Origin of the sequence: Chroococcidiopsis sp. CCNUC1 (genome assembly GCF_023546805.1) — a bacterium.
Lineage (GTDB): Bacteria > Cyanobacteriota > Cyanobacteriia > Cyanobacteriales > Chroococcidiopsidaceae > Chroococcidiopsis > Chroococcidiopsis thermalis.
On sequence record NZ_CP097480.1, the window covers coordinates 4230237 to 4256558 of the forward strand.

Genomic DNA, 26322 nt, shown 5'->3' on the forward strand with positions numbered 1-26322 from the left:
TTAATCACCCAAATAAGCTGAGACTCGAATATTTACTTGTGTCTTTTCTTAGCTGATAGTTTTGCTTAAAATCTGTTAATTTATTCAAGCTTGCCATCACTGTCTGAAAATCTAGACCAAAATCAACGAGACAAGCTATTTCATCCACTCCTATCTCTTGAAGACGTGCGATTGTTTGACGGCAACTTTCTGGCGTACCAATTAAAACTCTACCTTGTTGGAAATATCTCTCAAAAGCAAATTCTAAAAGCTGTTTTCGGTCTTCTTCTGTAAAATTCTCGGGATTGAATTGAAAATTGATGCGTTTAGCTAAGTTCTCAACTAAGCCAAAATGGGTTTTGAGATAATTGCAAAAAGGTTGCTTTACTTGTTGCTTAACTAATTGTTCATTATCTCCTATATAGGTGTGCATCATCAGAGACACTTTGTAACTTTTTGGATCGTGACCATGTTGAGCCAAAGTCCGACGATAAAGAGAGATTTGTTGAGCTAAATCATCAATGGTGGCATACAACAAAGAAGTTAAAACATTAGCCCCTATCTTAGCCGCGCCAATAAATGTAGCGTCAGCTTGACAAGTAATCCAAATTGGTACTTGCGATTGTATAGGGCAGGGAAATGTTTTTATCTGAACTTTATTGCCTGAACCATTAACAAATTCAATTTCTTCCCCCTGCCAAAGTTTCTGCATAATCTCAATGTCACGCCACATAACTTCTTTACGTTCAGTGTAATTTTCTGGTCGTAATAAAAAATCATCGGCGTGCCAACCTGGTGCAAAAGAAAGTCCAACTCTACCACCAGATAAGTTATCAACGACTGCCCATTCTTCAGCTACTCTGACAGGATGTTGTAATGGCATTACAATACTACCCGATCTGAGTTGAATTTTCTCTGTCACCATTGCTAAGGCGGCACTAATCACCGAGGGATTTGGATACAAACCCCCGAAAGGATGAAAATGGCGTTCGGGAGTCCATACTGCTGAAAATCCATGTTTATCAGCGAGTTTAGCTGTTTCTAATAACAGTTGATATTTATCTGATTCAGTTGTTGAGCCGTCGCCTGAAAAGTAGAGTATGCTGAATTCCATATATTATGGCAGGGGCGCAAAGAAGGACATACAAAATTAAAGTTGATTTAACTAACTGGTGATTCTTGGGCTAGTTGTTTTTGGAGTTCTTCAATCGATAAGTTTTCTACTTCTGCTAATAATTTTGCGATTTCATCAAGTTCTTCTGATTGTGGTTGTTTCAGGGCAATGACATTAGCTAATTCGCTAACTGTTGGCGCATCAAAAAGGAGGGTACGCAATGGTAATTCGACTTGAAACGCTTCTCTAAGGCGGGAAATAGTTTGGACTGCTAGTAAAGAATGTCCACCTAATTCAAAAAAGTTATCGTAAATCCCTACTTTTTCAATACCGATGAGTTCTTCCCAGATATTGGCAACAGTTTGTTCAATTTCGTTACGAGGAGCTACATAGGTATTTTCTTGCAGAGTACGTGAATGCCTGCTGGCAGATACTTGGCAAGAGTTGACAGACTTTTTAGCAAAGGATAAAGATAAAACTGATTGGTTAAGTTGCTCAATTCCTGCTAGTAAATCTTGGGTGGAAACTATAACTTGAGGTAGCGAGTTTGCTAAGATGCGGCTAAAAGCTTCTACCCCTTCTGATGGCAAGATAGCATTCTTTAAACTTTCTTCACGCCAGTTTTTAATTTCATCAGGAACATTAGTATTAACTGCCATCCCAACTTGTTGCCAAGCGTCCCAGTTAATCGCAACTGTAAAGCTGTTATTTGTTGTTGTATTCCAATGAGCAAAGGTATCTAAGAAAGTATTTGCAGCACAATAATCTACCTGTCCAAATCCTCCTTGTATTGAACTTAAGGATGAACAAAGAACTAAGAAGTCTAAATTGATGTTTTTGAGTACATTATTTAGAGTTATTGTTCCTTGAACTTTGGGTGCAAAAACTCTTTCAGCAATTTCTGGTGTTTTGAGTTGAACCATCCCAGCGCCAGCAACACCCGCAGTATGAATGACACCGTGAATTGTACCAAAGCGTTCTAAAGATTGTGCGATCGCACTGTGCATCTGTTCCTCATTCGTCACATCAGCAGCCAGTACCAATGCTTCTGTACCTAATGCTTCTAATTGTTTGATTTTTTCGCGATCGGATGGGAGAGAACGCCCTAATAAAATCAGTTTGGCTTGTACAGTTTTAGCCAGATATTCAGCTAAAACTAAACCAATACCTCCCATCCCACCTGTGATTAGATAGACTCCTTGTTGCCGCAAACGAATATTATCTTCGGTAGTAGGTTCTAATGTAACAGGCTCAAATGTTTGTACCCAACGGTAATTATTGCGGTAGGCAATTATCGATTCTTCTAATTCTGCTGTTAATTCTGCCAATAACTGTTCTAGAATATTTTCGCTTGTTGATGTGGGCAGTAAAATATCAACCAGACGACAACTGATATTGGGATATTCTTGAGGAATTACTTTACAAGCACCCAATATGGTTGTTTTTTCAGGAAATAATTCTTCATTTCCTGTTATATCGTGCAGATGATTAGCAATAACTAAAATTTGAATTGGATCGCTTATCTGCTGTTGTCCAATGGCTTGTGCTAAATAAACAAGACTATAGAAACCTAAATTTTGAGTTGTTTCCCAAGATAAAGTTTGCGATTGGTGAAGACTCCACAAATGGGTAATTGTCTTAGGAGTTTTACCCTGTTCTCGTAACTGTCGCAGCAAGTTGAGATAATCATCCGCTTGAGATGGATTGATAGCGTATGTATTGCTATCAAGTTGATTAAATTCTTTTCCTCCCTTAACGGTAATTACATTCTGTCCAAGTTGTTGTAGTTGTTGAACAAGTTCTGAACCTAAGCCATATTCATCTATAAAAACTAAAGAACAATCAGAGCTAATCTCTTTTGTTTTGACGAGGGGAACTCGTTTCCAAGAAGGAACATAAAACCAGTTACTAATATTAGGCTTTTTACCTTGCTTGCTCTCACCTTTAGCAGATACTTGAGTTGGTATTTCTGGTTCAATCCAGTAACGCTGGCGTTCAAAGGGATAAGTCGGTAAAGATACTCGATAACGCTGCTCGCGATCGTAAAAAACAGACCAATTTATCTCAACTTCTGCTAACCACAACCGCCCTAAAATGTTGAGTAGGAAATTAATATCTGATTTTTCTTCTTGGGGATGACGTAAGGAAGGTAATACAACTTGTCCGCCTGCTTTTTGGGCGTGTTGTTTGACGAGAGTACACAAAGTACGCCCTGGACCTACTTCTAGGAGAATGCGATCGCTTTCCTCCAACAATACTGATAAACCCGATGAAAACTGTACTGTTTGACGTAAATGCTGCGCCCAATAATCTGGAGATATTGCTCGATCTGCTGTAATCCAAGTACCCGTCAAATTAGAAATAAACCTAATTTCGGGAGGATTGAAGTTGACTTTTTTCAGTTCCGCCATGAATGGTTCTAACATCGGTTCCATCATGTGAGAGTGAAAAGCATGAGAGGTATGCAAACGGCGACACTCTATACCCTTTGCTGTTAGCTTTTCTGCAATCTTGTTTACTGCGTCATAACTTCCAGAAACCACGCACAAGGAAGGTGCATTATTAGCAGCTAGAGCTAAATCTTCGTTGAGGAAAGTTTTAACTTCTGCTGCTGATGCGGAAACAGACAGCATTGCACCCGTAGCCATTTGCTGCATCAGCCGCCCACGCACAGCAACCAACGTTAATGCATCTTCCAAACTCATCACACCAGCAAGACAAGCGGCTACATATTCCCCAATACTGTGACCAATCATTGCTTGTGGAGAAATACCCCAAGACATCCACAGTTGAGCCAAGGCATACTCAATTACAAACAATGCTGGTTGTGCAAACTGCGTCTGCTTGAGTTGTTCTGCTGCTGGTTGTTTTTCAGACTCTTGTGGATAAATAAGCGATCGCAAATCTAAACCTAAATGCGGTTCAAGTAGCAAACTACAACGATCTACTAGTTCACGGAATGTAGGCTCAGTCTGGTAAAGTTCTTTACCCATCTCCACATACTGAGCGCCCTGTCCGGGGAACATGAAAGTAATAGAGCGTTGGATTGGTTCCTCAAAGTGAGTTAATACTTGTTGAGGATCTATAGTTTCTAATGCGGTTATGGCTTCTTGGGTACTTTGACAAACCACCGCACGGCGATAATTAAATACGCCACGCCCTACTTGCAATGTGTAAGCTACATCTGCCAGATTCAACTCAGGATGCTGTCTGAGGTGTTGAACCAAATTATTAGTAGCAGTTTCCAGAGCCGAATCAGTTTTAGCCGAAAGTACTAACAACTGATAATTTCTCCCCTGCTCCCCTGCTAAAGCGCTCCTCTGCTCTCTTAAAGAAGGGGCTTCTTCTAGAATGACATGAGCATTCGTCCCACCGATACCTAAAGAACTCACTCCTGCACGACGTGGTGTAGAAGTTGCATTCCATTCAGTCAGCTGATTATTGACGTAGAAAGGACTATTAGCAAAATCAATTTCTGGATTAGGCTGCTCAAAATTTAAACTGGGAGGAATCAACTTATGTTGTAAAGCCAAAGCGGTTTTAATTAGACCTGTTACCCCAGCAGCAGCGTCTAAATGTCCAATATTTGTTTTGACAGAACCGACCGCACAAAAACCTTTCTTCTCAGTTTCTGCCCGAAAAGCATTTGTCAAAGCAGAAATTTCGATGGGATCGCCTAAAGCGGTTCCTGTACCGTGAGTTTCGATATAGGTAATTGTCTCAGGATCGACGTCAGCCAGGGCTATTGCTTCGGCGATCGCTTCTGCTTGTCCGTTGACGCTGGGTGCAGTATAGCCGACTTTAAGCGAACCATCGTTATTGATGGCGCTACCTTTAATCACAGCATAGATCCGATCGCCGTCTGCGATCGCTTCTGATAACCGCTTTAATAGCACCACTCCTACGCCATTACCAATAATTGTCCCTCTTGCTTTGGCATCAAAGGCGCGACAATGACCATCAGGTGATAATATACCCCCTTCTTGATGTAAATACCCTGTTTTTTGGGGTACACGAATCGAAGCCCCACCAGCCAAAGCCATATCGCATTGATAATTTAGTAAGCTTTGGCAAGCTAAAGCAGTTGCAACTAAGGAAGTCGAACAAGCCGTTTGTATGGTGAGACTAGGTCCAGTCAGATTTAACTTGTAGGAAACGCGAGTAGACAAAAAATCTTTATCATTTCCAATTAGCTTTTGGAAACTATGCGCTGAACCAATTCGATCGCTATTTAAACTAAAAGTTAAATAATTATTTAAACTAGCACCAGCATAAACCCCAATTCGGCTTTCGCATCTTTGAGCATCATAGCCAGCATTTTCCAATGCTTCCCAAGCACATTCTAAAAACAACCGATGTTGCGGATCGGTCATCTCAGCTTCTTTAGGATTAACACCAAAGAACCCAGCATCAAATAAATCTATATCTTCTAATACAGCACCCGCTTTTATATAGTTACGCTCCTTGAGTAATGATGGATCTACTCCAGCAGCAATTAATTCTTCATCACTAAATTGAGAAATTGCCTCAACTCCATCACATAAATTTTGCCAAAACTCCGCAATATTTTTTGCTCCAGGGAAACGCCCTGCCAAGCCAATAATGGCAATGCCTTCCATAACTAACAATTTCCTTATTACTTAAGATTCTTCCGTTGTTTCATTAATACTTGATTGCGTTGGTTCAAAGCTTCTCTTTGTTTACCTACCCTTTCATGCGTCTTCTCTAAATTTTTTTGTGCTAATGATTTTTGTCTTAAATGTTCCGCCAGCGACTTAATAGTCGGATTTTGAAAAATTTCTACAACTGATAAATCCCAGTTCAAGATTTCTCTAAGTTGGTTACTAACCTGCACCACTAACAATGAATGCCCACCAATGTCAAAGAAATTATCATGAACACCTACTCTTTCTAGCTGTAGCGCCTGTTTCCAAACCTTAGCTATTAATTTTTCTACTTCAGATTGAGGCGCTTGATAATTATTTGCTAATTCTGGACGCAATTTATCTGGCGCAGGTAAAGCACGACGGTCTACTTTGCCATTAGATGTAAGAGGTAATGCTTCTAAAACTACAAATACAGAAGGAAGCATATATTCAGGCAGCTTTTTCTTGAGGAAATGCCTCAATTCATTGATAGAAAATGTAATTTTTTCCTTAGGCACTACATAAGCAATCAGGCGGTTTTCTTTGGCAAGAACTACCGTTTCTCGCACATTGAAAGATTCTGCTATGACTTCTTCAATTTCTCCTAGTTCAATACGGAAACCTCGAATTTTTACTTGATAGTCAATTCTGCCTGAGTATTCAATACTACCATCAGAACGGTAACGCGCTAAATCTCCTGTTTTATAAAGGCGTTTTTCTGGTTCAAACGGACTAGAAATAAACTTTTCATTAGTCAATTCTGGTCGATTCAGATAGCCCCGCGCTAAACCTACACCACCAATATGCAACTCACCAGGAATACCAACTGGAACAGGTTGCAAATAATTGTCTAATATGTATATCTGGATGTTGGCGATAGGACGACCGATAGGAACTATTTTCTCGTTGCTGTTTTTTTGACATTTCCAAGAAGTTACATCAATTGCCGCTTCTGTGGGACCATAGAGATTGTGTAATTCTGCATCCAAACGCTCAAAGAAGCGTTTTTGTAGTTCAAAGGGTAGTGCTTCACCACTACAAATTACACGTTTAATACTATGGCAATTTTCTAGTTCTGGTTCCTCTAAAAACACTTGCAGCATTGAAGGAACAAAGTGCAATGTCGTAATTTGCTGCTGGGTAATGAGTTGCAATAGATAGCTTGCATCTTGATGTCCACCGGGTTTAGCTATGACTAGAGTTGCGCCAGTAAATAGAGTCCAGAAGAATTCCCAGACAGAAACATCAAAACTAAAGGGTGTTTTTTGTAAAACGCGATCGCATTCTTCCAATTGGTAAGTATCTTGCATCCATAGTAAGCGGTTGCATAAACCCTTATGAGTATTAATTGCTCCTTTGGGTTTTCCTGTGGAACCAGAAGTATAAATTATGTAAGCTGCATTTTCTAGCTGAACGCTAATAAAAGGGTTAGCTTGGCTGTAGTCAGCAAATGCTGCACCATCAGTATCTATAGTTACTACTTTGGCTGTGTGTGCTGGTAGTTCATTAACTAGATGCAGTTGCACTAGCAATAATGATAATTGAGCATCTTCTAGCATGAATGCCAAACGCTCTTGAGGATAGTTAGGATCTAGCGGCAGATATGCACCGCCTGCTTTCATAATTGCTAATATTCCAACTACCATTTCGATAGAGCGTTCCATACAGATCCCAACTAAGGATTCTGGTTTCACCCCTAAATTTTGTAGGTAGTGAGCTAGTTGATTGGCTCGATTGTTTAACTCTCGATAGGTAAGTTGTTGGTTAGCAAAAATGAGCGCGATCGCATCTGGTGTTTTTTCTACCTGCGCCTCAAACAAATGATGAATGCAAGCGTATTGAGGATAATCAACCTGCGTGCTGTTCCAGTTTACTAGTAGCGTCTGACGTTCAGCAGGTGTCAATATTGGTAACTCAGCAATACGCTGCTGGGAATCACTAACTACACCCTCTAGCAAGGTTTGGAAATGTCCAACCATCCTAGCTATGGTATCTGCATTAAATAAATCGGTGTTGTATTCTAGCGTTCCTGTTAATCCTTCTTCGCTCTCAATCATTGATAGAAGGACATCAAATTTGGCTGTTCCCGTCTCTATCTCCTCAGTTTTCCAGATGCTGTTTGTAGCAGGATTTTGAAGCACAAACATCACCTGGAACAATGGGTTATAGCTGAGATCCCGATTTGGTTGTAATGCTTCTACTAACTTCTCAAAAGGTAAATCTTGATGAGTATAAGCCTCAACTGCTACCTTTCGCACTCGCCTCAACAATTCTGTAAATGTGGGATTCCCTTCTAGAGTGGTACGCAATATTAAAGTATTAATAAAACACCCAATTAGCTGTTCTAGTTCAGTACGGGTACGGTTAGCAATTGGTGAGCCGACAAGAATATCTTCCTGACCTGTATAGCGGTAAAGCAATGTTTGAAAAGCCGCTAGCAAGGTCATGAATAAGGTTACACCTTCTTTTTGGCTTAACTGTTTGATTGCTTGGGTTAACTGTGGAGACAATACAAACTTCTGCTGCGCTCCTTTAAAAGTTTGTATTGGTGGTCTGGGGCGGTCGGTCGGTAATTGCAATACAGGCATTCCACCTAAATGCTGCTTCCAATAAACTAAATGCTTTTCTATAACTTCATCTTGCAAGCAATTTCGTTGCCAATACACAAAATCTGTATATTGTACAGGAAGCTGAGGTAGTTGACATATTTTGTCATTAGCAAAAGTTTGATAAATTGTAGATAATTCTTGAACTAGTACCTTGATTGACCAACCATCACCAACCAAATGATGCAGATTTATGAGTAATATCGATTCTGTTTGCAAGTGCAGCAGTTTTGCCCGCAACAAAGGTGCTTGTCCTAAATCAAAAGATGACTGAGCCTCTTGCAAAGATAGCTTTTGTACTTCAGCCTGTTTTTGTTCATCAGACAAATGACACAAATCAACTTCTGGTAAAGTGAATGGGGCTATAGGTGCAACTTTTTGGATAGGTTCACCATTCACTAACTCAAAGCTGGTTCGTAAGATGTCGTGTCTTTGAATAATTTCGTTGAGACTACGGACTAATGCAGGAACATTCAACTCTCCTGTCAGATGAATAGCTACGGGAATGTTATATGTAGCTGTTCCAGGTTGCAGTTGATTGATAAACCACAACTGCTGTTGAGTAAAGGTAAGTGGATGTTGGTTAATGGTTGTCTCTACTTTAGAGATAGGCAAGTATTCACTAGTGAGGTTGTTGTTAACTTTATCTAATATTTGGATTATTAGCTCACTAATACCAGCACCATCAAAGAAGTTAGCTACAGATAGAGTTACGCCAAAATCAACCTCAATCCGGTTTTTTAACTCGAAAACTTTTAAGGAGTCTAGACCCAAACTACTTAAAGGTTGCTCTAGATTTATTTGCGAAGGTTTTACTCTTAGTACCTGCGCTACCAGCTTTTGTAAATAGAAGTTTAATAATTGTTGTTGTTGTTTTGGTTCTAGTGTTAGTAATTCTTTGTCTGTCAGAACTTCTTCTAGTTCTGTTGTCTGGGTAATTTCCAGAATACTACTACCAACAACCTCTAATGTACCTGCTAAAAATCCTGCTTTGGTAGCTCGACGTTGGATTTTACCGCTAGAAGTTTTGGGAATAGTGCCGGCTTTGATTAAAACAACTGCATAAACTTCTACTTCATGTTCTTCTGTGATTGCTTGGCGAAGAGCATCTGTCACTTCATCTATATTAGGTTTGGCACGAAACTCTAATTCTTGTACAACTACCAATCGTTCTTCTTTTTCTACCTCTACAGCGAAAGCTGCAACACTTCCTGCTCGTAATGTTTTATGGCTGCGTTCTGCGGTTAACTCAATATCTTGTGGGTAGAGATTACGCCCTCTGATGATAATTAAATCTTTAGCTCTACCTGTAATAAAGAGTTCGCCATTGTGCAGAAAGCCTAAATCCCCAGTCCGTAAAAATGGTCCTTGTCCCGTGTCTTGTAGATAAGCGTGGAAGGTTTGTTCAGTTTCCTCTAGTCGGTTCCAGTAACCATGACCAATACTAGGACCTGCAACCCAAATTTCCCCAACTTGGTCGGGATCGCACAGAGTTAAGGTTTCTGGATTGGCAATTACAACCTCTTGTTGTGGTACAACTCGACCACATCCGACTAATTGTATTGAATTCTCTGTGTTAGCAACCGCATGAGTCAGACGGTTATGTTCTAAAACGTTTTTTTGCAGAAATATGCTACTTACCAACGCAGCTTTGACGCTCCCAGATACCATTAAAGTGGCTTCTGCCATGCCATAGCAAGGATAAAAAGCTTCTGGACGAAAACCGCATTCAGCGAAGGTGGCTGCAAACTTCTCTAGAGTCTCTTGACGAATGGGTTCAGCACCATTGAAAGCTACACTCCAATTGCTTAAATCTAAGGTTGAGCGTTGTTCGGGCGTAATTTTTTCAATACAAAGCTCGTAAGCAAAGTTAGGCGCGCCACTGGTGGTTCCTCCATAACGAGAAATTGCTTGTAACCAACGATAAGGACGTTGGAGAAAAGCTGCTGGCGGCATCATAATACAAGGAAAACCACCATATAAAGGTTGTAGTACGCCACCAATCAAACCCATGTCATGATAAACAGGCAGCCAACTCACAAACTTACTACTAGAGGTATGTTCCATATACTGGCGCGTTACCTCAGCATTGTGAAGTAGGTTGCCATGACTGAGTATTACACCTTTGGGCGTACCAGTAGAACCAGATGTATATTGCAGAAAGGCTAATGTATCTATATTAATAAAAGGCTCTTGCCAAGCTTCTTCTATACCAGGAGCGAGGTTATCAGTAGCTAGCCAGTGAATATTATTGATTTTGTCGACAAACAAAGATTGCAATTGCGGCAAAATGGCTGTGGTGGTCAGAATTATCGCTGCTTGTGCATCTTCTAAAATTGCTAAAATTCTGGGGGTATTACGTTGGTTGCGTGGTGGATAAGCTGGAACTGCTACAACCCCAGCATACAAACACCCGAAAAAGGCGGCAAGATACTCTAAACCTGGTGAATAAAGCAGTAAAGCACGCTCTCCACTTAAACCTAAGCTTTGGAGTTGAGAGGCGATCGCCCGACTACATCTATCTAGATCTTGATAAAGGAGGCGATCGCTTTGGGTTTCCCCATCTGCTAAGAATGTGTAACTAAGTTGTTCGCCCTGTATATTGCTTCTATAACGCAAAAGTTCAACAATAGTCGAAAATTTGCTCATGCTTTCAATAGCATTACAGCTTTGAATATTGTTTTGTTCAGACATTGAGATGCACGCTTAATCTTGGAGTGTAACTGTCATAAGTGGTGTAGCTGAAACTGTACTAGCGATTTGTAGACTTCTTGACCAAATCCAAATTCGCGCACAGTCTCGGTCAAGGGTGAGTTTAGCGATCGTCAGAATCCATAAATAAGAACCTTACACGCAGTCTTGCAATTTATTCTCAACATTCATGTATATCACATTAACGCGAATAATTCTCTTTTAATTTTTCTTTTCACTAAAATTTGTGAGATTCCGATCCTAAACACCTCGGATTTTTAGAAAAGTTTCATTCTTTAGATAGATGCTGTATAGTTATTTTTGTTACAAGCCTGCTTTCCCTGAGCATAGCCATCACTAGAAAAAAACCATCAAAACGATCGATATTGCTCTAAAATCATTAAGGCAGGAATTTTGCATTCCTACTTAGTAACTTTTTACACAATTGACATGGGAGCTACGTAAGTACAATAACTTAATCTTAGCTAATTGACATAACTATGCAAAAATATGTATATGTTAACTAATTTTTGATAAACTAATAATCTAATCTGAATAGGACTGGTGCTAATAAATTTTAATAAGCATCTGCATCAGGGTGTTAACAGCTTTTTAACCATGTGTGAGGAAATAAATGAAACTAGTGCTGTTGCTTAAAAGCTTAATATTTACAGGCTCATTTGCTTTATTGTTAGCAACTCCCGCTTTAAGTCAAGAACTACAACATTCTAAAAAGCAGCAAGAAACAACTTTTACCGATCGAAATGCGACTTATAAAAAAACTAAAACTCAACCTCATAGACTGGCAAGAAAGACATCACAACACAGCGGCAAAAATATTCAAAAGCTAGCTCAAGCAACGGAAGTTGTACAAGTTACCGGAGTCAAACTCAAGCAACTCGATAAGCAACTTGAGATAATTTTAGAATCACCTCAAAGCGAACAGTTGAAACCTCTCAACAAAAGTGAGGGGAATAATTTTATTGTAGATATTCCCAATGCTCAATTGCGTCTATCGACTGGTAACGCATTCACTCAAGAAAAACCATTTACAGGAATTACAGCAGTTTCCGTAACAAACTTAGATGCGAATACAGTTCGGGTAACTGTGACAGGTGAAGCAAGTGCGCCAACTGTAGAGTTGTTTGATGATAATGAAAGTTTAATTTTTGGGGTGACACCAACTACATCCGCTAGTCAGACACCACCAGCAGAACAACGTTCTAGTGAGGCTCCTTCAGAAGAATCCACAGCTAAGACACCTGAAGATGAAGAACCTATTGAGATAGTTGTAAGAGGTGAACAAGATACATATCGTGTGCCAGAAGCATCAGGGGCTACTAGAACCGATACCCCAATTCGTGACATTCCCCAGTCAATTCAGGTAATCCCAAGACAAGTTCTAGAAGACCAACAAGTCATTCGGCTCACAGACGCAATTCGTAACGTTAGTGGTGTTGTAGAAGGCGATACTTTTGGTGGAACAAATGACAATGTAAATATTAGAGGTTTTGATTTTAATTCTACTTTTCGTGATGGTTTAAGAGAGGTCGGCTTTGCATTGCGAGAACTTGCCGATATTGAGCAGATAGAAGTTGTTAAAGGTCCAGCTTCTGTATTATATGGAAATGCTGAACCAGGAGGAATCATTAATTTAGTTACGAAAAAACCTCTGAATATCCCTTATTATTCGGCTGATTTCTCAGCAGGCAACTTCGATTACTACCGTTCTGCTATTGATTTATCTGGACCTCTCGACGATCGAGATGAAATATTACTGTATAGACTGAATGCTGCTTATGAGAATGCTGGTAGCTTCAGGGATTTTGTCAATAGTGAGCGATTCTTTGTCGGACCAGTGTTTGAGTTTAAACTGGGCGATCGCACTAACATATTGTTTAATGTTAGTTATGTCAACGACGAGCGCACATTTGACCAGGGCATAGTTGCTTTTGGTCAAGGAATTGCTGACATTCCCTATAGTAGATTCTTGGGCGAACCAGGAGATGAACGTACAACACAAGAGGTAAATATTGGTTATCGCCTAGAACATCGCTTCAATGACAACTTAACCCTCCGCAATGCCTTTCGCTACACTTCACAAGATACTGCTGATTACCGCGCCCAGCCTCTAGAAGTGGACGAAGAAACTGGCGAATTAACACGCAACTTCCGTTCCAATGATGATTACCGTGAAGCCTACTTGCTTCAAACGGATCTTGTTGGTGAGTTTGCGACGGGTTCAATCGAACACACACTCTTGTTTGGGCTTGAACTCGCTCGGCAAAAGAGCAATGGTTCACAGAGCCGACTACCTGAAGGGCTAACTCCATCTATAAATATTTTCGACCCAGTTTACAACGTTATTCCTAGACCTGCGCTTTCTGAACTCACCGATGTAGTTCGAGATGGTAAGGATAAGGTTGATACACTAGGTATTTATTTACAAGATCAGATAGCACTTTCAAACAATTTCAAGTTACTGCTGGGTGGTCGTTTTGACATTCTCGATCAAGACGTGTTCGATCGCCTTTCAGATACTCGTACTCTTCAGTATGACGAAGCGTTCAGCCCTCGAATTGGTGTTGTTTACCAGCCAATTGAACCCATTTCACTTTATGCCAGTTATAGTCGCTCGTTTGCCCCGAATTCTGCCCAACGTGCTGATTCTACGTTTTTGCCACCTGAGCGCGGAACTCAGTATGAAGTGGGGATCAAAGCAGATTTTAATGAAAAATTTGCAGCGACTTTAGCAGCTTATCAAATTACTAAAACAAATATTGCTACACCCGATCCAAATGACCCTGATGGTTTTAGCATTCCTATTGGAGAGCAGAGAAGCCGAGGAATTGAACTAGATGTAACTGGTGAAATTTTGCCTGGATGGAATATCATCGCTGCTTACGGTTATACCGATGCTGAAATCACAGAAAGTAGTGATTCTCCTGATGCTCCTATAGTGGGTTCTAGAGTCCCCAAAGTACCCGAACACAAAGCAAGCCTATGGACAACTTATCAATTGCTCCGAGGTGATTTGGAAGGTTTAGGTTTTGGCTTGGGACTATATTACCTTTCAGATAGAGTAGGTGGTGACATTCCTACCCTCACATCTGATGATACTTTCACATTACCTAGTTATCTGCGAACTGATGCTACAATTTATTACAAGCGTGATAACTGGAGAGCCGCAATTAATTTTGAAAACATCTTTGGTGTCAGGTATATTGAGTCATTTAACTTTGGCAGAAACACAGTTATTCCCGGCGCACCGTTCACGGTGGTAGGGACACTTTCGATTGAATTTTAGTCAACATTATAGGAGCCACTACGTTTGTTGCCATACTTATAGCTGCGTAGTGGCTTTCTATTGCTGAGTAAGTGGCGTGAAGGTGGAGAATACAGTATGAAAATCAAGAGTCCCATCAAATTGCTTTTGCTAGGGATTGTTACTATTGTTTTACTTTGGGTAAGTCATAAGTATTTGTTCCCACAGCAACTTCAAGGTGATAGGACTTCACCCACTTCTCAATTACCAGTAGCTACAAAAGTAGTCAAACACGCTTTGGGTGAAACAAGAATTCCTATCAAGCCACAGCGAATAATTGTATTAAATGATATTGGTCTGTTAGATCCCGTGCTATCTCTGGGTATCAAACCAATTGGTACAGTAAGTTTTTTTCCAGAATACGACTTTTTATTCCGTGGTGTAACCAATGATGAAGCGGCTGGGATCGAAATAGTAGGTGTGGGAAATCAGCCTAATTTGGAAAGAGTCCTCATGCTCAAACCCGATTTAATTTTGATGCGTGAATACCAGAAAAGCGCCTACAAACAATTATCAGCGATCGCACCTACAGTTATTGTAGATTTACCAGGTCTGAATTATTCTTTTAAAGAAAATCTTCGCTTTATTGCTCAAGTGTTAGGTGAGAGTGAAAAGGCAGAACAAGTCATCGCTCAATACTACGAACGAGTCAAAAAGTTACAAAATTTAATAGGCGAGCGTCTCAAAGATATAGAAGTATCAGTGATTAATCTTTTTGAAGGAAGTCTCATCGCTACATATTCAGATAATGAAACTTATAATCAAGTTTTCCAAGACATTGGTATCAAACTTATACCTACGCTAGCAAATCAAAAAGAAGGGACTTTAGTAGCAAGTATCGAGCTATTAAACAAGTATGATGCTGATGTTTTATTTGTCATGAATGATAATCAGCAATTGCTCCAGGATTTTTTTCATAATCCTCTTTTAACTACACTCAAAGCAGCAAAAAATAATCAAGTGTATGCAGTCCAAATAGATAGATGGTGGACATTCGGATTTTTTGGAGTCAATAAGCTACTTGATGATTTGTTTAAATATCTGGTTTAGTCATACTCTTCGTGAAAGTACAATACCCCAAAACCAATGAAAGATTGTAATAAATTTATTTATCTCAGTAAATTACTTGGAAAAGATTGTTAATTATTAAGGTTTACTTAGTTCCAGACTATTAAAGTGGGGGTGGTGTTTTAGTAGCAAATGCAATTATTGATGATTTATTTAAGTATCTCATAAAGCAACCATAAGATTTCTCAAGAAATATTTATACCAATTTATCGTTAAATAATTTCTATTTACTTTTTACGAAGGAACTGACTATGACACTTCATACCTTATTTGTTTGTACATCGTGCAGTGCTGTTTTTTCTCACGACGAAGCAGACGATCGCGCTGAAGGAAACCAATTATTTCTCAAGTTGCTAGACGCTCAAAAAAATAATTCTACTTACAACACGCTCAATATTCAGTCTGATAGCTGTTTGTGGACTTGCAAACGCTCTTGTGTTGTTACCTTTGTTTGTCCGCAAAAACATACATACCATTTTGTCGATCTGACTGAAGATTGTACAACTGATTTGTTACAATTCAGCCAGCTTTATGAAGAAAGTCAAGACGGATATGTTTTACCTGGTAAACTACCGGGAAAACTGCGATCCCATCTACTAGCACGTATCCCTCCTACACCTGAGACAAGAGCTTAGTTTAAGGAAAGCAAAGAGGGTCAAAAATTTAAATCTTGACCTTTCTTATCAAAAATTTCATCTAACTTTCCTTGTGCTGCTATTGCCCCTGATTTCATAACAATGATTTGGTCGGCGCGGCTTAAAACAGAACGCCGATGGGAAATCACAAGACAAGTTGGTATCCAATTGTCTTCGCTTCTATTATTAAATATCCGCAACCATAAAGCTAATTCTGTCTCTACATCCAAAGCACTAGAAAGGTCATCAAAAACTAGCAATTCTGGTTGACGAATAAACATTCGGGCAGCTGCTAAACGTTGCAATTGTCCTCCCGATAACCTAACTCCTTTTGCTCCTACTAAAGTTTCCATTTTGGCGTTCATAGTGGCTAAATCTTGTTCAAATACAGCCATTTTTAGTGCCTTTTCGATTTCATCATCATCTTTTTCTAACCCCAGTAAAATATTTTCTCTCAGTGTATAACTAAAAAGTTGGGGAATTTGAGGAGTATAAGCACTACGAGGTGGTACAAAGAAATTAGCAGGGTCTTCTACTAGCCGTCCGTTCCAATAAATAGCACCTGATTGCTTGGGTAATAATCCTAATAACACTCGTAGCAGGGTAGTTTTACCTGAACCAATGCGACCAGTAATCACAGTCAAACTACCGCGCTGTAGCTGAAAGCTGATGTCTGTTATTCCTTGGTTAGTATCGGGATAGTGATAAGTGAGGTTAGATAGAGTTAATGATTTTAAGCGATCGCTTTCTTTTATTTGTGGTTGTTCTAATGGTGGAAGTGGTGGTTTGCGACCGCGCAGGTTATTCAGGTAAAGTGGCTTTTTAGCCACTAAAGTATCTGCGGTCACACCAGAAAGCAAAGCCGTCATCCTTTCAAAGGAGACTTCGGTTTGCTTGTACAATGCCATGAATCTCCCTAAAGAATTGAAAAAGCCGGTGATAAAGGAAAGATTATAAATAAACAGAGCAAAGTCGCCTACAGTCAAATTACTACTTTGACGCTGAATTAACACAGAAGCTAGCAGCAAAATTAACCCTGTCCCTAAATTCGTCATATTTTGAAATACTGAATCTAACAGGGAATTTAATAAGCTATCTCTCACCATCACTTGGTGGCGTTTGTCGTTGAGAGTGCGAAAGTGATGCAGCACATCTTGTTCTGCACCAGCAACTTTAATTGCTTGCACTGAACTAAACATTTCGCCTAAAATTCCTGTCACTTTTTCTGTGGCTTCGCGGCTAGCTTTACGGTATCGTTTGATGTAAGTTTCTGCTTTTTGAATAATCGCGATCGTGCCAACCAAAGGCAGAAAAACAAACAAGGTCATCTGGACATTAACACTTAATAAAATTACTAGACAAAGAACAGTGAATAATCCTTCCCCAAGCAGTTCTGATACCCATGCCACACTATCTTCTATTTGCTCGGCATCATCACGAAAATAACTAATAATTTCACCTTGAGATACAGCTTTTTCCACGTCACTGTTAACAATTACAGGTTGAGCAGTAGGATTGTTTAACAGACGTTCTAATAAGTTACGCCGCAGCAAGGAACTCATGGTAAAACGGTGCTGAGTTTTAGTTATGCGCCCTGCAAATATGGTTCCAATATGTCCTAAGCTTAAAGCAAGCAACAACAAAATCCAAACTAAAGGTGTTAACCCAAATTGTGCTTTACCTGTTAGGCTATCAAAGAATTCCCGAATAATTAACCCAGGAATTGCAGGCAAACCCATAATTAAAATCCATAAAAGACTATCAGTTGTGTACAGTTTAGGTTGATAGCAAATTAAGTTCCATAATAATTTCCAGCTTTGAATTTTTTTAGGCGCTAACAACATATTAATTATTAATTACAATACAAGCGTTAAGCGACGAGAATTAAACTAATAAATTTGTTAAACCAGTCTTAAGTAATTGAGCAAAGCGTGAATGAGAATCTTGCATTAATTCTTCTCGTAATCCATACTCGCTGACCCGACCTTTATCTAAAATCAGAATTTGATTTGCTCTTTGCACAGTTGCTAATCGGTGAGCAATAATGATGCCGGTATGCCCAATCAATAGCTGATCTATAGCTTTTTCAATGAGTTTTTCTGTTGTAGGATCGAGCCGTGAGGATGCTTCATCTAGAATTACTAGACCAGGATCTTTGAGAAAAACACGGGCAAATGCTAACAGTTGCGCCTGTCCTGCTGATAAGCCACTATTATCAGGACCCAATTGGGTATCTAAGTCTTTGGGTAATGAATGTAGCCATCCAGATAATCCCAGCATCTTCAAAGTTTCATATATGCGCTCGTCGCTGATATTTTCGTTAAAAAAGGTGAGGTTGTTGCGGACTGTGGTTTGGAATAACTGTACATTCTGAGTTACTAATCCGACGTGCTTTGATAAGTTTGTTAAGGGAGTTTGATTGATGGGTACATTTCCCAACCTAATTGAGCCTGATTGTGCGTCATATAACCTCAGTAATAAGCGTGCTAATGTCGTTTTACCGCTACCTGTACGTCCTAACAGTCCCAAGACATGACCAGGCGGTAAATGGAAAGATATATCTTGCAGGATCAATTCTGGTTTTATATCTGGCTTTTTGATGCGTAGACTCGTAGAGGCTTGTCCTTGGACATCGCTATAGCTAAATGAGACATTAGTCAAAGTAACAGAGAGTGCGCCACTAGGAAGTTGCTCTTTGCCTCCAGCATTCAGTTGCGATCGCACTTGAAATAAGTCTTGAATACGATAAATGCTAGCTTCCGCTTGTTGAAGGTCTTCTAACTGATTGCGAATTTGCTCAATTGGTTCGCTCAGAAGTGTAGTATAGTAAAAAAATACGTATGCAGTTCCGATAGTGATCGCTTTTTGATTCCAAAGGTAAAGAGCTAAAGCTAAAGCGATAACATAGCCTAGTGTGAATATACCATTAGTAGTAGTCCAGAGGATAGTATCAGCAAAACGCGCTTTGTGATAGGTAGGCAACCAGCGTTGTAAAATTTTATAGAAGCGGTACATAACATAATTTTTGGCACCATTTGCTCTGATGTCTTCAATGCTTGTTAGTTGCTCACCCAAAAACCCAAAGAACTCTGCATTGATTTGGCGATATTTTCCCCAATAAGGAACGGCAATGGAACGCAGACTAATGAGAGTTGATAATGCGATGAGGGCGAAAAATGAAATAGCCATGCCAGCCCGCCAATCTTCGACGAACATCACCACAATCACACCCAAGATCAGCAGCAAACTGCCTAAGATATAAACGCTAAATTTTGAGAAAAACTGAGAAAGATTGTGAATATCACCATCAACTCGTTCTACTAATTCACCTGGCGTAGTAATCTTGTGAAAAGATAAATCGAGTTTGAGACAATGCTCAACTAAATCGGCACGTAAAGCGTTAGTAGCAGTCCAAGCAACATTCTCGCCATAGTATGTAGCCGCAATTGACATTAATTGCTTCGCTAAAGCTACACCAATAAATAGAAATGCGGCGATAAATAAGCTCTGCGCTGAACCGCCTGCTACAGCTGTATCAATAAAATTACGTAAAATTTGCGGGTTGAGCAGTTGTAAACCGATACTAGCGAGTAGAGCGATCGCAAACTTGGCAACGCGTCCTTTCTGAGGCTTGAGGTAGTCTATCAATAAATTGCCAAACTGTTTTAGACCAATTTTCATAACGTCGCTAAATTTTAACCAGGACTATTGTGTAAGTTGCCATCCTATCAGAAGTAATTGAGAAAATTATGCAAAAATAGTATACTATATAAATTGGGGAAAAGTGAGATACGTGCAAAATAGGACACAATGTAAAGTTGTGTTAAGCAGGATGCTAGAAAACCAGTTAGACAAAGCACTTCAATTGTCTAAAACCAAAAACACATCATCGTTCAAAGCCTGCGGCACTACCTCCAAGTCAACTAACTTGGGGTCTTCGCAGCTTTTGGTGAAGCAGGACAACCTAAAAAAAGTGTTTGAGAGCGGCTCAATGAGCCAGGATGAAACGTTTGCTGAGTAATTCTAATCTAGCTCGTCCATACATCTGTCGCTTGAGCATCTTCAAGCGATTGTTCAATCCCTCAACTGCACCATTACTCACGCTCGACATCATGCTCGCCTTAACCGCAACATAGTCCTCTAACAACCCTTGTGCAAACTGCTCGAAAGGTTTTAATGAACTCTGCATCGCCTGCATCAACCACTTGTCAAATCCATCAGCTCTCTGCTGAGGTAGTAGTAGCAAGAATTCATCGGCTAACTCAACTGCTAGTGCCAAGTCTGGATGCTCTGCCACGATCTGCTCCAGCAGTTTGGTATCCTCGCTCTTACGATTCTCTCGCCGCTTGACGATCGAATAACTCGCTCGACGAGCCGTCAAAGGCGGGGACTGTGGATCGATGACTTTCACTGTTGCTTGAACAGAATGCCCCTGTTTGACGGACAGACCCTGAGAGGAACGTAATTGACTGATGTAGCGAGTCAATGTTCGCTCACGACCATTGTATCCCTGCTGTTGTAGCAAGCTCACCAGCAGTTTCGGCTGCCGGATGCCCCCATTCCACTGCTCTAGGAGAAGCTGTTTGTCAGGGTCAAGAACACTTGTGCCAAACGATTTGCGTCGAGGTGGAGTTTCTGGCAGTCGCGGCAGAGTTAGGAAGCGTAGTACAGTCCGAACGCTGACACCCACCGCTTGGGCAATGGCGATTTGAGACCACTGTTGTTGGTGCAGTGACTGGATCTGCTACTGTTGCTCGATTCGGTGTTGATGAGCAGCTGGGGTTCGCACTTGAGCCTTCGCCGTTGCGGTTGGCTTAGGACTCACAACAGCTGTCTATGTTGCAGCTAAAGCCTGACGCTGATGAGTGCACAATTGCTTTGAGCTGGGCATCATAGCTGCTGAGTACCTTTTCTAAAGTCTCAGTCAAGTTTTGCACTAGATGAAACCGGTCCGCTACTTGTAATGCTTCTGGCGCTCCTTGTGTCATGCCACTTTTATCTGCGGTAGAGCGATCTCTTGAGAGCACTTCTACTGCAGGATGTTGAGTTAATACCAATTTACTCTTTTGTCGTAGTCAAAGAGTAAATTGGTATAAGTTTAGTCGTGAGAAAATCGGCGGTCATTTTCTCTGGCTGGGAGTCAGTTTTGTGGGTGGATTTATCTTGTTTGAAGGCTTAGTTCTCCTGACTGGAATTCTCCCAGGAATTTCTCACGATCTCACTCCACTACTGCTAGCACGCCTGCTAATTAAGGAAGGTATCTGGATAGTTTCTCTAGCATTGGCACATATGTTTTTAGTCAGGCGAGCGCAAATAACACGCTGATTATTGATTTCGCACCTCTGCGAACAATGAATTTATTTTCTCAACCTAACGCCAAAGCAGAACCAGAGAAAGTCCAACAAATCAAAATCTGGGTTTACGAACTATTGCAACTCAATCTAGATACTCCTATTTCTATTATTCAATTACGCTGCAACGAACCTGGCTGTCCGCTACTGGAAACAGCGATCGCCGTGATGACCGTTCCTACCAAAACCTACAAAATTCATAAATCAATTGCCGAAATAGCATTTACAGATATTGCTCGCACTCTTCAACAAAAGTAATGGGAATCGAGTCAATTTTTTATGACTAAACACGCTTTATTTGTCTGTAAATCTTGCATGTATTCTCTTCATCAACGAGAATATATGGGTAAGCGAGGAGGCTGGTATTTGCTCGATCGATTGCTATCTCTGTCGGAAAGTTGGCAATTGCGAGCGTCATTTGTCATTCAACCAGTAGAATGCCTGAGCGCGTGTAAACGTCCTTGTGCTGTAGCTTTAGCTGCACCGCATAAAACAACTCTCATGTTTGGTGACTTGCCACCTTTAGAAAGCGCAGCAGCCGTATTGCAACTAGCATCACAATACTACAACAGTACTGATGGAATTGTGACGCGCCAGGAAAGACCGGTATTTAACGTGGATTACTTTGAAAACTCTTTTGGTAGATTACGTGTTTCCTATGGTGCGCCATTTACAGTACAAGGAACTATTTCATGGGAGTTTTAACAAGTTGAGATTAATAAAAGTGTTCTGGCATAAGTTGACTTATTTATTGCTTTTAGGATTCTCAACGTTTATATTTGCTACAGCTTGTAGTGTGGGCATAAATAACCATGCTACAAGTTTGTTGCAACCCCTGAAAGACTGTCGATTGATACAGCACGTAGTGGGAAAAACTTGTATTCCTAAAAATCCTAATCGCATTATTACAGTCTCTCAATTTACCTTGGGTAATCTTCTTGTCTTGGGTCTTTATCCCATTGCTGGTGCTTCAGCCTTGACTGATTTAAATGGTTTTCCTAGCTACTTAGAAACTTACACAAAAAACGTAGTAATGTTGGGCAACCAATATCAGCCTAGTATAGAGAAAATAGCTTTGTTGCAACCCGATCTAATCTTAGGTTGGGGACCTATTCGCAAAATTTATCCTTTGCTTTCTCAAATTAGTCCAACAGCTCTTGTCACTTGGAAAGGTACATCCTCTTGGAAAGAACACTTTCAATTCCTAGCTCAAGCATTAGGGAAAGAAGAAGAATATCAAAAAGCTTGGAGACACTATTTTCAAAGAATTAAGAAATTAAAAATAGCTTTAAACGACCGATATAAAGACAAGAAAATATCTATTGTTTCTTTTAGTAGCAGCTACGGAATTATAAGTTGGGTTAAAAGTTCATTTCCTGGTTCAATTCTGAATGATATTGGATTGCAACAACCAAAAGCACAAGATGTTATCTTACCTCGTGGCGATCGCATTTATGGTATTTCAGAGGAAAGGCTACAAGAAGTAGATGGCGACATTCTCTTCATCTTAACTCTGAGAGAGCGTGACAGTAAAAAGTTGGAACAACTGCAAAACAAGCCACTTTGGAAAACGCTCAAAGCTGTCCGAAAAGGGCAAGTATACACTGTAGACGTGTTAACCTGGCTTGGATCGAACCTGCTAGCTGCCGATGCAGTAATTGACGACCTATATAAATATCTTGTCAACAAACCATAAATCCATTTGTCTGCAAATAGGAGCGATCGTTCCTTTGAGGGATCGTCAGAAAATCAAACCGCGCAGGAATTGTCAAATTATCGAGCAGGGTAAACACGAAGACTTACTAGCACGGAATGGCATTTATGCTAGTCTTTGGCGGATGCGATTTGGCAACAATTAACCATCGCTCGGTCATTTACCTGTAGAATTATTGTCAATAGTTGGCAACTAGCGTTCAAATTCTGGCTCGATAAGTAAAACTACGCATTCCCAATGACAAAAATTGACAATGTCAAAAGCGATCGCCAGCTCACCTAAAGGAGCGAACAAGCCCAAACTATCGCCCTTAGTTGGTCTAATCGTCGGGCTAGTCATCTTGCTCGTTTGCTTTTTGTACAGCATCAGTTTAGGCGCAGCAGAAATACCTCTAGCTCAGATTTTGGCATCTTTTACTGCTTTTGATGGTTCCTACAATCACTTAATCGTCCAAACTGTACGATTACCGCGATCGCTAATGGCGTTGCTTGTTGGTTCGTCGCTTGCAGTATCGGGAGCGTTAATGCAAGGCTTGACGCGCAACCCTTTGGCAGATCCAGGAATTTTAGGGATTGAGTCGGGAGCAGCACTAGCTGTAGTGGCGACAATTTTTCTGCTTGGCAGTTCTAGCTTGAGCGTTTTAACTCTTGCTGCCATGCTAGGTGCAGCAGCCACGGCAATTTTAGTCTACTTTCTCGGTTCTCTGGGACGGGGAGGAGCTACCCCACTGAATTTGACAGTAGCAGGTGCGGCGCTGACGGCTTTGATTTCTTCTCTGACTACGGCAATCCTGATTGTCAGCCAACAAACCCTAGAAGAAATTAGATTTTGGTTAGCTGGTTCGCTGGCAGGACGCGATACTGAGATTCTATGGCAAGTATTACCTTTTCTTGGGGTGGGTTTAATCGTCGCATTTGCTTTGGGTAGACAAATTACGACAATGAGCCTGGGTGAAGATGTGGCAAAAGGCTTAGGTCAACAGACTGCTTGGGTCAAAATTGTTACGGCGATCGGCGTGGTTTTACTGGCAGGAAGCTCGGTGGCGCTAGCCGGACCAATTGGCTTTATCGGCTTAGTCGTTCCTCACATGGTGAGATTTTTTATTCCCACCGATTACCGTTGGATTTTACTTTATGCAGCAGTTGCAGGGGCAACTTTACTCTTGGTGGCAGATGTAGCAGCGCGTGTCTTACTCAAGCCGCAAGAATTACCTGTAGGGGTGATGACAGCAGTAGTTGGCGCTCCCTTTTTTGTCTACTTGGCTAAGTCAAAGGTGAAAAAATGAAGTTGGATTGGCTAGTCATCCGCTCGCAGTCGCTCTCCTTTCGACTCGATCGCCGCGTTCCACCAGTGCTACTGTGTTTAGGGGCGATCGCCTTGGTGGGGATGGTGATAAATGTAGGACGGGGTGAATATCCGATCGCGCCGTTAGATATCGTTAAAACTCTGTTGGGTTTGGATACGGGAAACCCAGACCATAATTTCGTCATTAACGTCCTACGTCTACCCCGCACCCTGGTTGCTTTGATGGTAGGTGTAGCATTTGCCATTTCCGGCACGATCTTTCAAAGTTTGACCCGCAATCCTTTGGCTGACCCTAGCATTATTGGCATCAATGCAGGGGCAAGTCTGGCAGCCGTGACGGTTATTGTCCTATTTCCGGCAGCACCCATTTACACCTTGCCCTTATCAGCTTTTGCCGGTGCTTTACTAATGGCTGTTTTAATTTACTCGCTGGCTTGGAACAACGGTAGTTCGCCGATTCTGTTAATTTTAATCGGCGTTGGTTTATCGGCGATCGCTGGTGCTTTTACTAGTTTGCTGATTACCTTCGGGCAAATTGATGACGTGAGTAGTGCTTTAGTTTGGTTGGCTGGCAGCGTCTACGGACGCACTTGGGAACAAGTCTTTTCTTTCTTGCCTTGGTTAATTATTTTCGTACCGCTAGCGTTGACAAATTCCAGACATTTGAATGCATTGAACTTGGGAGATGATGTTGCCAAAGGTTTAGGTAGTCGCGTGGAATGGCAGCGCGGAATGCTGGTGTTAGTCGGTGTAGCCTTAGCGGGTGCAGGAGTCGCCACTGCTGGCACGATTGGCTTTGTTGGTTTAATCGCACCTCATTTAGGTAGACAGTTGGTAGGGACAAACCATCAAGGGTTAATTCCAACTGCGGCATTGTTAGGAGGAGCGATCGTCATTTTGGCAGATTTGCTCGGACGAACTTTGTTTGCACCGCTCGAACTGCCTTGTGGAGTGGTGACTGCTGCTATCGGCGCTCCTTATTTTCTCTATTTATTAATTCGCCATCGTCAAAAATAAAGCTGATGAAAGGATTGTCTACCAAAAATCTCTCTCTTGCTTACGACGGTGCGCCGATTGTGCGTGACTTAAATTTGGCAATTCCAACTGGACAAATTACGGCGTTAGTCGGTGCAAACGGCTGTGGTAAATCAACGTTGTTAAGGGGACTGGCAAGATTGCTCAAACCCATTGGTGGTGCAGTTTATCTCAATAGCACTTCAATTTTGCAGCTTTCCACTAAGGAGGTAGCCCAGCAGTTAGGGATTTTACCTCAAGGTCCAGTTGCACCAGAAGGATTAACAGTGCGAGATTTGGTAGCGCAAGGGCGTTATCCTTATCAAAATTGGTTGCAGCAGTGGTCGGTACAAGATGAGAAAATCGTCCAACAGGCGCTCTCGATTACAGATTTGCTAAATCTGGCAGAGCGATCGCTCGATACTTTATCTGGCGGACAACGACAGCGAGCTTGGATTGCAATGGCGCTAGCACAAGATACGGAGATTTTACTTTTGGACGAGCCAACGACTTTTCTCGATTTAGCCCACCAGGTAGAAGTTTTAGATTTATTGTACGAGTTGAACCAGATCCAGGAACGGACAATTGTGATGGTATTGCACGACTTAAATCAAGCGTGTCGTTATGCCGATTATTTAGTTGCTGTCAAAGATGGTCGAATTTTTGCGGCTGGAGCGCCACAGCAGGTCATGACTGAGGAAATGGTGCGAGAAGTGTTTGGCTTAGAGTGTCGGATTGTGCCTGACCCAGTGGTGAAAACACCGTTGTGCGTACCGATAGGACGTAAGGGGGAAAGGAAATTACAAACAAAATCTTCCGACTTGCAATTTGACTAAAAATATAGCTAAATCGTCTACTTTTTCCCGATCGCACT

General features: G+C 41.0%; 18 protein-coding genes. 11 read left to right on the forward strand and 7 right to left on the reverse strand.

The window, feature by feature from the left end; all coding sequences use genetic code 11:
- Window positions 1–4: 4 nt before the first annotated feature.
- The 3 genes from M5J74_RS19570 to M5J74_RS19580 are packed head-to-tail and all read right to left on the reverse strand — an operon-like array spanning window position 5 to window position 11039.
- On the reverse strand, window positions 5–1093 hold the full coding sequence (locus tag M5J74_RS19570; protein ID WP_015155701.1) for an LLM class flavin-dependent oxidoreductase: 1089 nt from the start codon (window positions 1091–1093) through the stop codon (window positions 5–7).
- A 47-nt stretch (window positions 1094–1140) separates the two neighbouring features.
- Window positions 1141–5712, reverse strand: coding sequence for a type I polyketide synthase (locus M5J74_RS19575; RefSeq protein WP_250012839.1), 4572 nt, complete (start codon window positions 5710–5712; stop codon window positions 1141–1143).
- 17 nt (window positions 5713–5729) lie between these two features.
- The gene (locus tag M5J74_RS19580; RefSeq protein WP_371933977.1) at window positions 5730–11039 is read right to left on the reverse strand and encodes an amino acid adenylation domain-containing protein; all 5310 of its coding nucleotides are present in this window, start codon (window positions 11037–11039) and stop codon (window positions 5730–5732) included.
- A 631-nt stretch (window positions 11040–11670) separates the two neighbouring features.
- Between M5J74_RS19580 and M5J74_RS19585 the strand changes: the two genes are divergently transcribed.
- From M5J74_RS19585 to M5J74_RS19595, 3 genes are all read left to right on the forward strand, one after another.
- Window positions 11671–14343, forward strand: coding sequence for a TonB-dependent siderophore receptor (locus M5J74_RS19585; protein ID WP_250012842.1), 2673 nt, complete (start codon window positions 11671–11673; stop codon window positions 14341–14343).
- Between the two features lie 96 nt (window positions 14344–14439).
- Window positions 14440–15411, forward strand: a complete 972-nt coding sequence (locus tag M5J74_RS19590) for an iron-siderophore ABC transporter substrate-binding protein (protein WP_106165776.1) — start codon at window positions 14440–14442, stop codon at window positions 15409–15411.
- 269 nt (window positions 15412–15680) lie between these two features.
- Complete coding sequence (locus M5J74_RS19595) at window positions 15681–16064, forward strand: DUF1636 domain-containing protein (RefSeq protein ID WP_250012843.1); 384 nt, start codon at window positions 15681–15683, stop codon at window positions 16062–16064.
- A 20-nt stretch (window positions 16065–16084) separates the two neighbouring features.
- On the opposite strand, the gene M5J74_RS19600 is transcribed toward M5J74_RS19595, so the two are convergent.
- The 4 genes from M5J74_RS19600 to M5J74_RS33555 form a co-directional block, all read right to left on the reverse strand.
- Entirely contained in the window at window positions 16085–17908 is a 1824-nt protein-coding gene (locus M5J74_RS19600) for an ABC transporter ATP-binding protein (protein ID WP_015155695.1), read from the reverse strand.
- Window positions 17909–17948: 40 nt separating this feature from the next.
- Window positions 17949–19745: an ABC transporter ATP-binding protein gene (locus M5J74_RS19605; protein WP_015155694.1), complete on the reverse strand. Its 1797-nt coding sequence runs from the start codon at window positions 19743–19745 to the stop codon at window positions 17949–17951.
- Window positions 19746–20052: 307 nt separating this feature from the next.
- Window positions 20053–20754 carry a transposase gene (locus M5J74_RS19610; RefSeq protein ID WP_250012844.1) on the reverse strand — a complete coding sequence of 234 codons (702 nt, stop codon included), beginning with the start codon at window positions 20752–20754 and terminating at the stop codon, window positions 20053–20055.
- A 124-nt stretch (window positions 20755–20878) separates the two neighbouring features.
- Window positions 20879–21052: a hypothetical protein gene (locus tag M5J74_RS33555; RefSeq protein WP_371934058.1), complete on the reverse strand. Its 174-nt coding sequence runs from the start codon at window positions 21050–21052 to the stop codon at window positions 20879–20881.
- A gap of 160 nt (window positions 21053–21212) precedes the next feature.
- On the opposite strand from M5J74_RS33555, the gene M5J74_RS19615 reads away from it, so the two are divergent.
- From M5J74_RS19615 to M5J74_RS19650, 8 genes are all read left to right on the forward strand, one after another.
- Window positions 21213–21389, forward strand: coding sequence for a hypothetical protein (locus M5J74_RS19615; RefSeq protein WP_250012845.1), 177 nt, complete (start codon window positions 21213–21215; stop codon window positions 21387–21389).
- Window positions 21390–21415: 26 nt separating this feature from the next.
- Window positions 21416–21673: a hypothetical protein gene (locus M5J74_RS19620; protein ID WP_250012847.1), complete on the forward strand. Its 258-nt coding sequence runs from the start codon at window positions 21416–21418 to the stop codon at window positions 21671–21673.
- A gap of 21 nt (window positions 21674–21694) precedes the next feature.
- Window positions 21695–22120: a DUF1636 family protein gene (locus M5J74_RS19625; protein ID WP_371933978.1), complete on the forward strand. Its 426-nt coding sequence runs from the start codon at window positions 21695–21697 to the stop codon at window positions 22118–22120.
- Window positions 22121–22280: 160 nt separating this feature from the next.
- Window positions 22281–23111: an iron-siderophore ABC transporter substrate-binding protein gene (locus tag M5J74_RS19630; protein WP_250012855.1), complete on the forward strand. Its 831-nt coding sequence runs from the start codon at window positions 22281–22283 to the stop codon at window positions 23109–23111.
- Complete coding sequence (locus M5J74_RS19635) at window positions 23095–23274, forward strand: hypothetical protein (protein WP_181824194.1); 180 nt, start codon at window positions 23095–23097, stop codon at window positions 23272–23274. The genes M5J74_RS19630 and M5J74_RS19635 overlap by 17 nt, the downstream gene beginning before the upstream one ends.
- A gap of 108 nt (window positions 23275–23382) precedes the next feature.
- Entirely contained in the window at window positions 23383–24414 is a 1032-nt protein-coding gene (locus M5J74_RS19640) for an iron ABC transporter permease (RefSeq protein ID WP_250017150.1), read from the forward strand.
- Complete coding sequence (locus M5J74_RS19645; protein WP_015155688.1) at window positions 24411–25451, forward strand: iron ABC transporter permease; 1041 nt, start codon at window positions 24411–24413, stop codon at window positions 25449–25451. Before M5J74_RS19640 ends, M5J74_RS19645 begins: the two co-directional genes overlap by 4 nt.
- 5 nt (window positions 25452–25456) lie before the next feature.
- Window positions 25457–26284 (forward strand): ABC transporter ATP-binding protein, encoded by an 828-nt coding sequence (locus M5J74_RS19650; RefSeq protein WP_015155629.1) that lies wholly within the window; start codon window positions 25457–25459, stop codon window positions 26282–26284.
- Window positions 26285–26322 lie beyond the last annotated feature (38 nt).

Bases quoted from the DNA above. Each gene is read 5' to 3' on its own strand.
- M5J74_RS19570 (WP_015155701.1), bottom strand. From the start codon at position 1,093: ATGGAATTCAGCATACTCTACTTTTCAGGCGACGGCTCAACAACTGAA.
- M5J74_RS19575 (WP_250012839.1), bottom strand. From the start codon at position 5,712: ATGGAAGGCATTGCCATTATTGGCTTGGCAGGGCGTTTCCCTGGAGCA.
- M5J74_RS19580 (WP_371933977.1), bottom strand. From the start codon at position 11,039: ATGTCTGAACAAAACAATATTCAAAGCTGTAATGCTATTGAAAGCATG.
- M5J74_RS19585 (WP_250012842.1), top strand. From the start codon at position 11,671: ATGAAACTAGTGCTGTTGCTTAAAAGCTTAATATTTACAGGCTCATTT.
- M5J74_RS19590 (WP_106165776.1), top strand. From the start codon at position 14,440: ATGAAAATCAAGAGTCCCATCAAATTGCTTTTGCTAGGGATTGTTACT.
- M5J74_RS19595 (WP_250012843.1), top strand. From the start codon at position 15,681: ATGACACTTCATACCTTATTTGTTTGTACATCGTGCAGTGCTGTTTTT.
- M5J74_RS19600 (WP_015155695.1), bottom strand. From the start codon at position 17,908: ATGTTGTTAGCGCCTAAAAAAATTCAAAGCTGGAAATTATTATGGAAC.
- M5J74_RS19605 (WP_015155694.1), bottom strand. From the start codon at position 19,745: ATGAAAATTGGTCTAAAACAGTTTGGCAATTTATTGATAGACTACCTC.
- M5J74_RS33555 (WP_371934058.1), bottom strand. From the start codon at position 21,052: ATGACACAAGGAGCGCCAGAAGCATTACAAGTAGCGGACCGGTTTCAT.
- M5J74_RS19620 (WP_250012847.1), top strand. From the start codon at position 21,416: ATGAATTTATTTTCTCAACCTAACGCCAAAGCAGAACCAGAGAAAGTC.
- M5J74_RS19625 (WP_371933978.1), top strand. From the start codon at position 21,695: ATGACTAAACACGCTTTATTTGTCTGTAAATCTTGCATGTATTCTCTT.
- M5J74_RS19640 (WP_250017150.1), top strand. From the start codon at position 23,383: ATGTCAAAAGCGATCGCCAGCTCACCTAAAGGAGCGAACAAGCCCAAA.
- M5J74_RS19645 (WP_015155688.1), top strand. From the start codon at position 24,411: ATGAAGTTGGATTGGCTAGTCATCCGCTCGCAGTCGCTCTCCTTTCGA.
- M5J74_RS19650 (WP_015155629.1), top strand. From the start codon at position 25,457: ATGAAAGGATTGTCTACCAAAAATCTCTCTCTTGCTTACGACGGTGCG.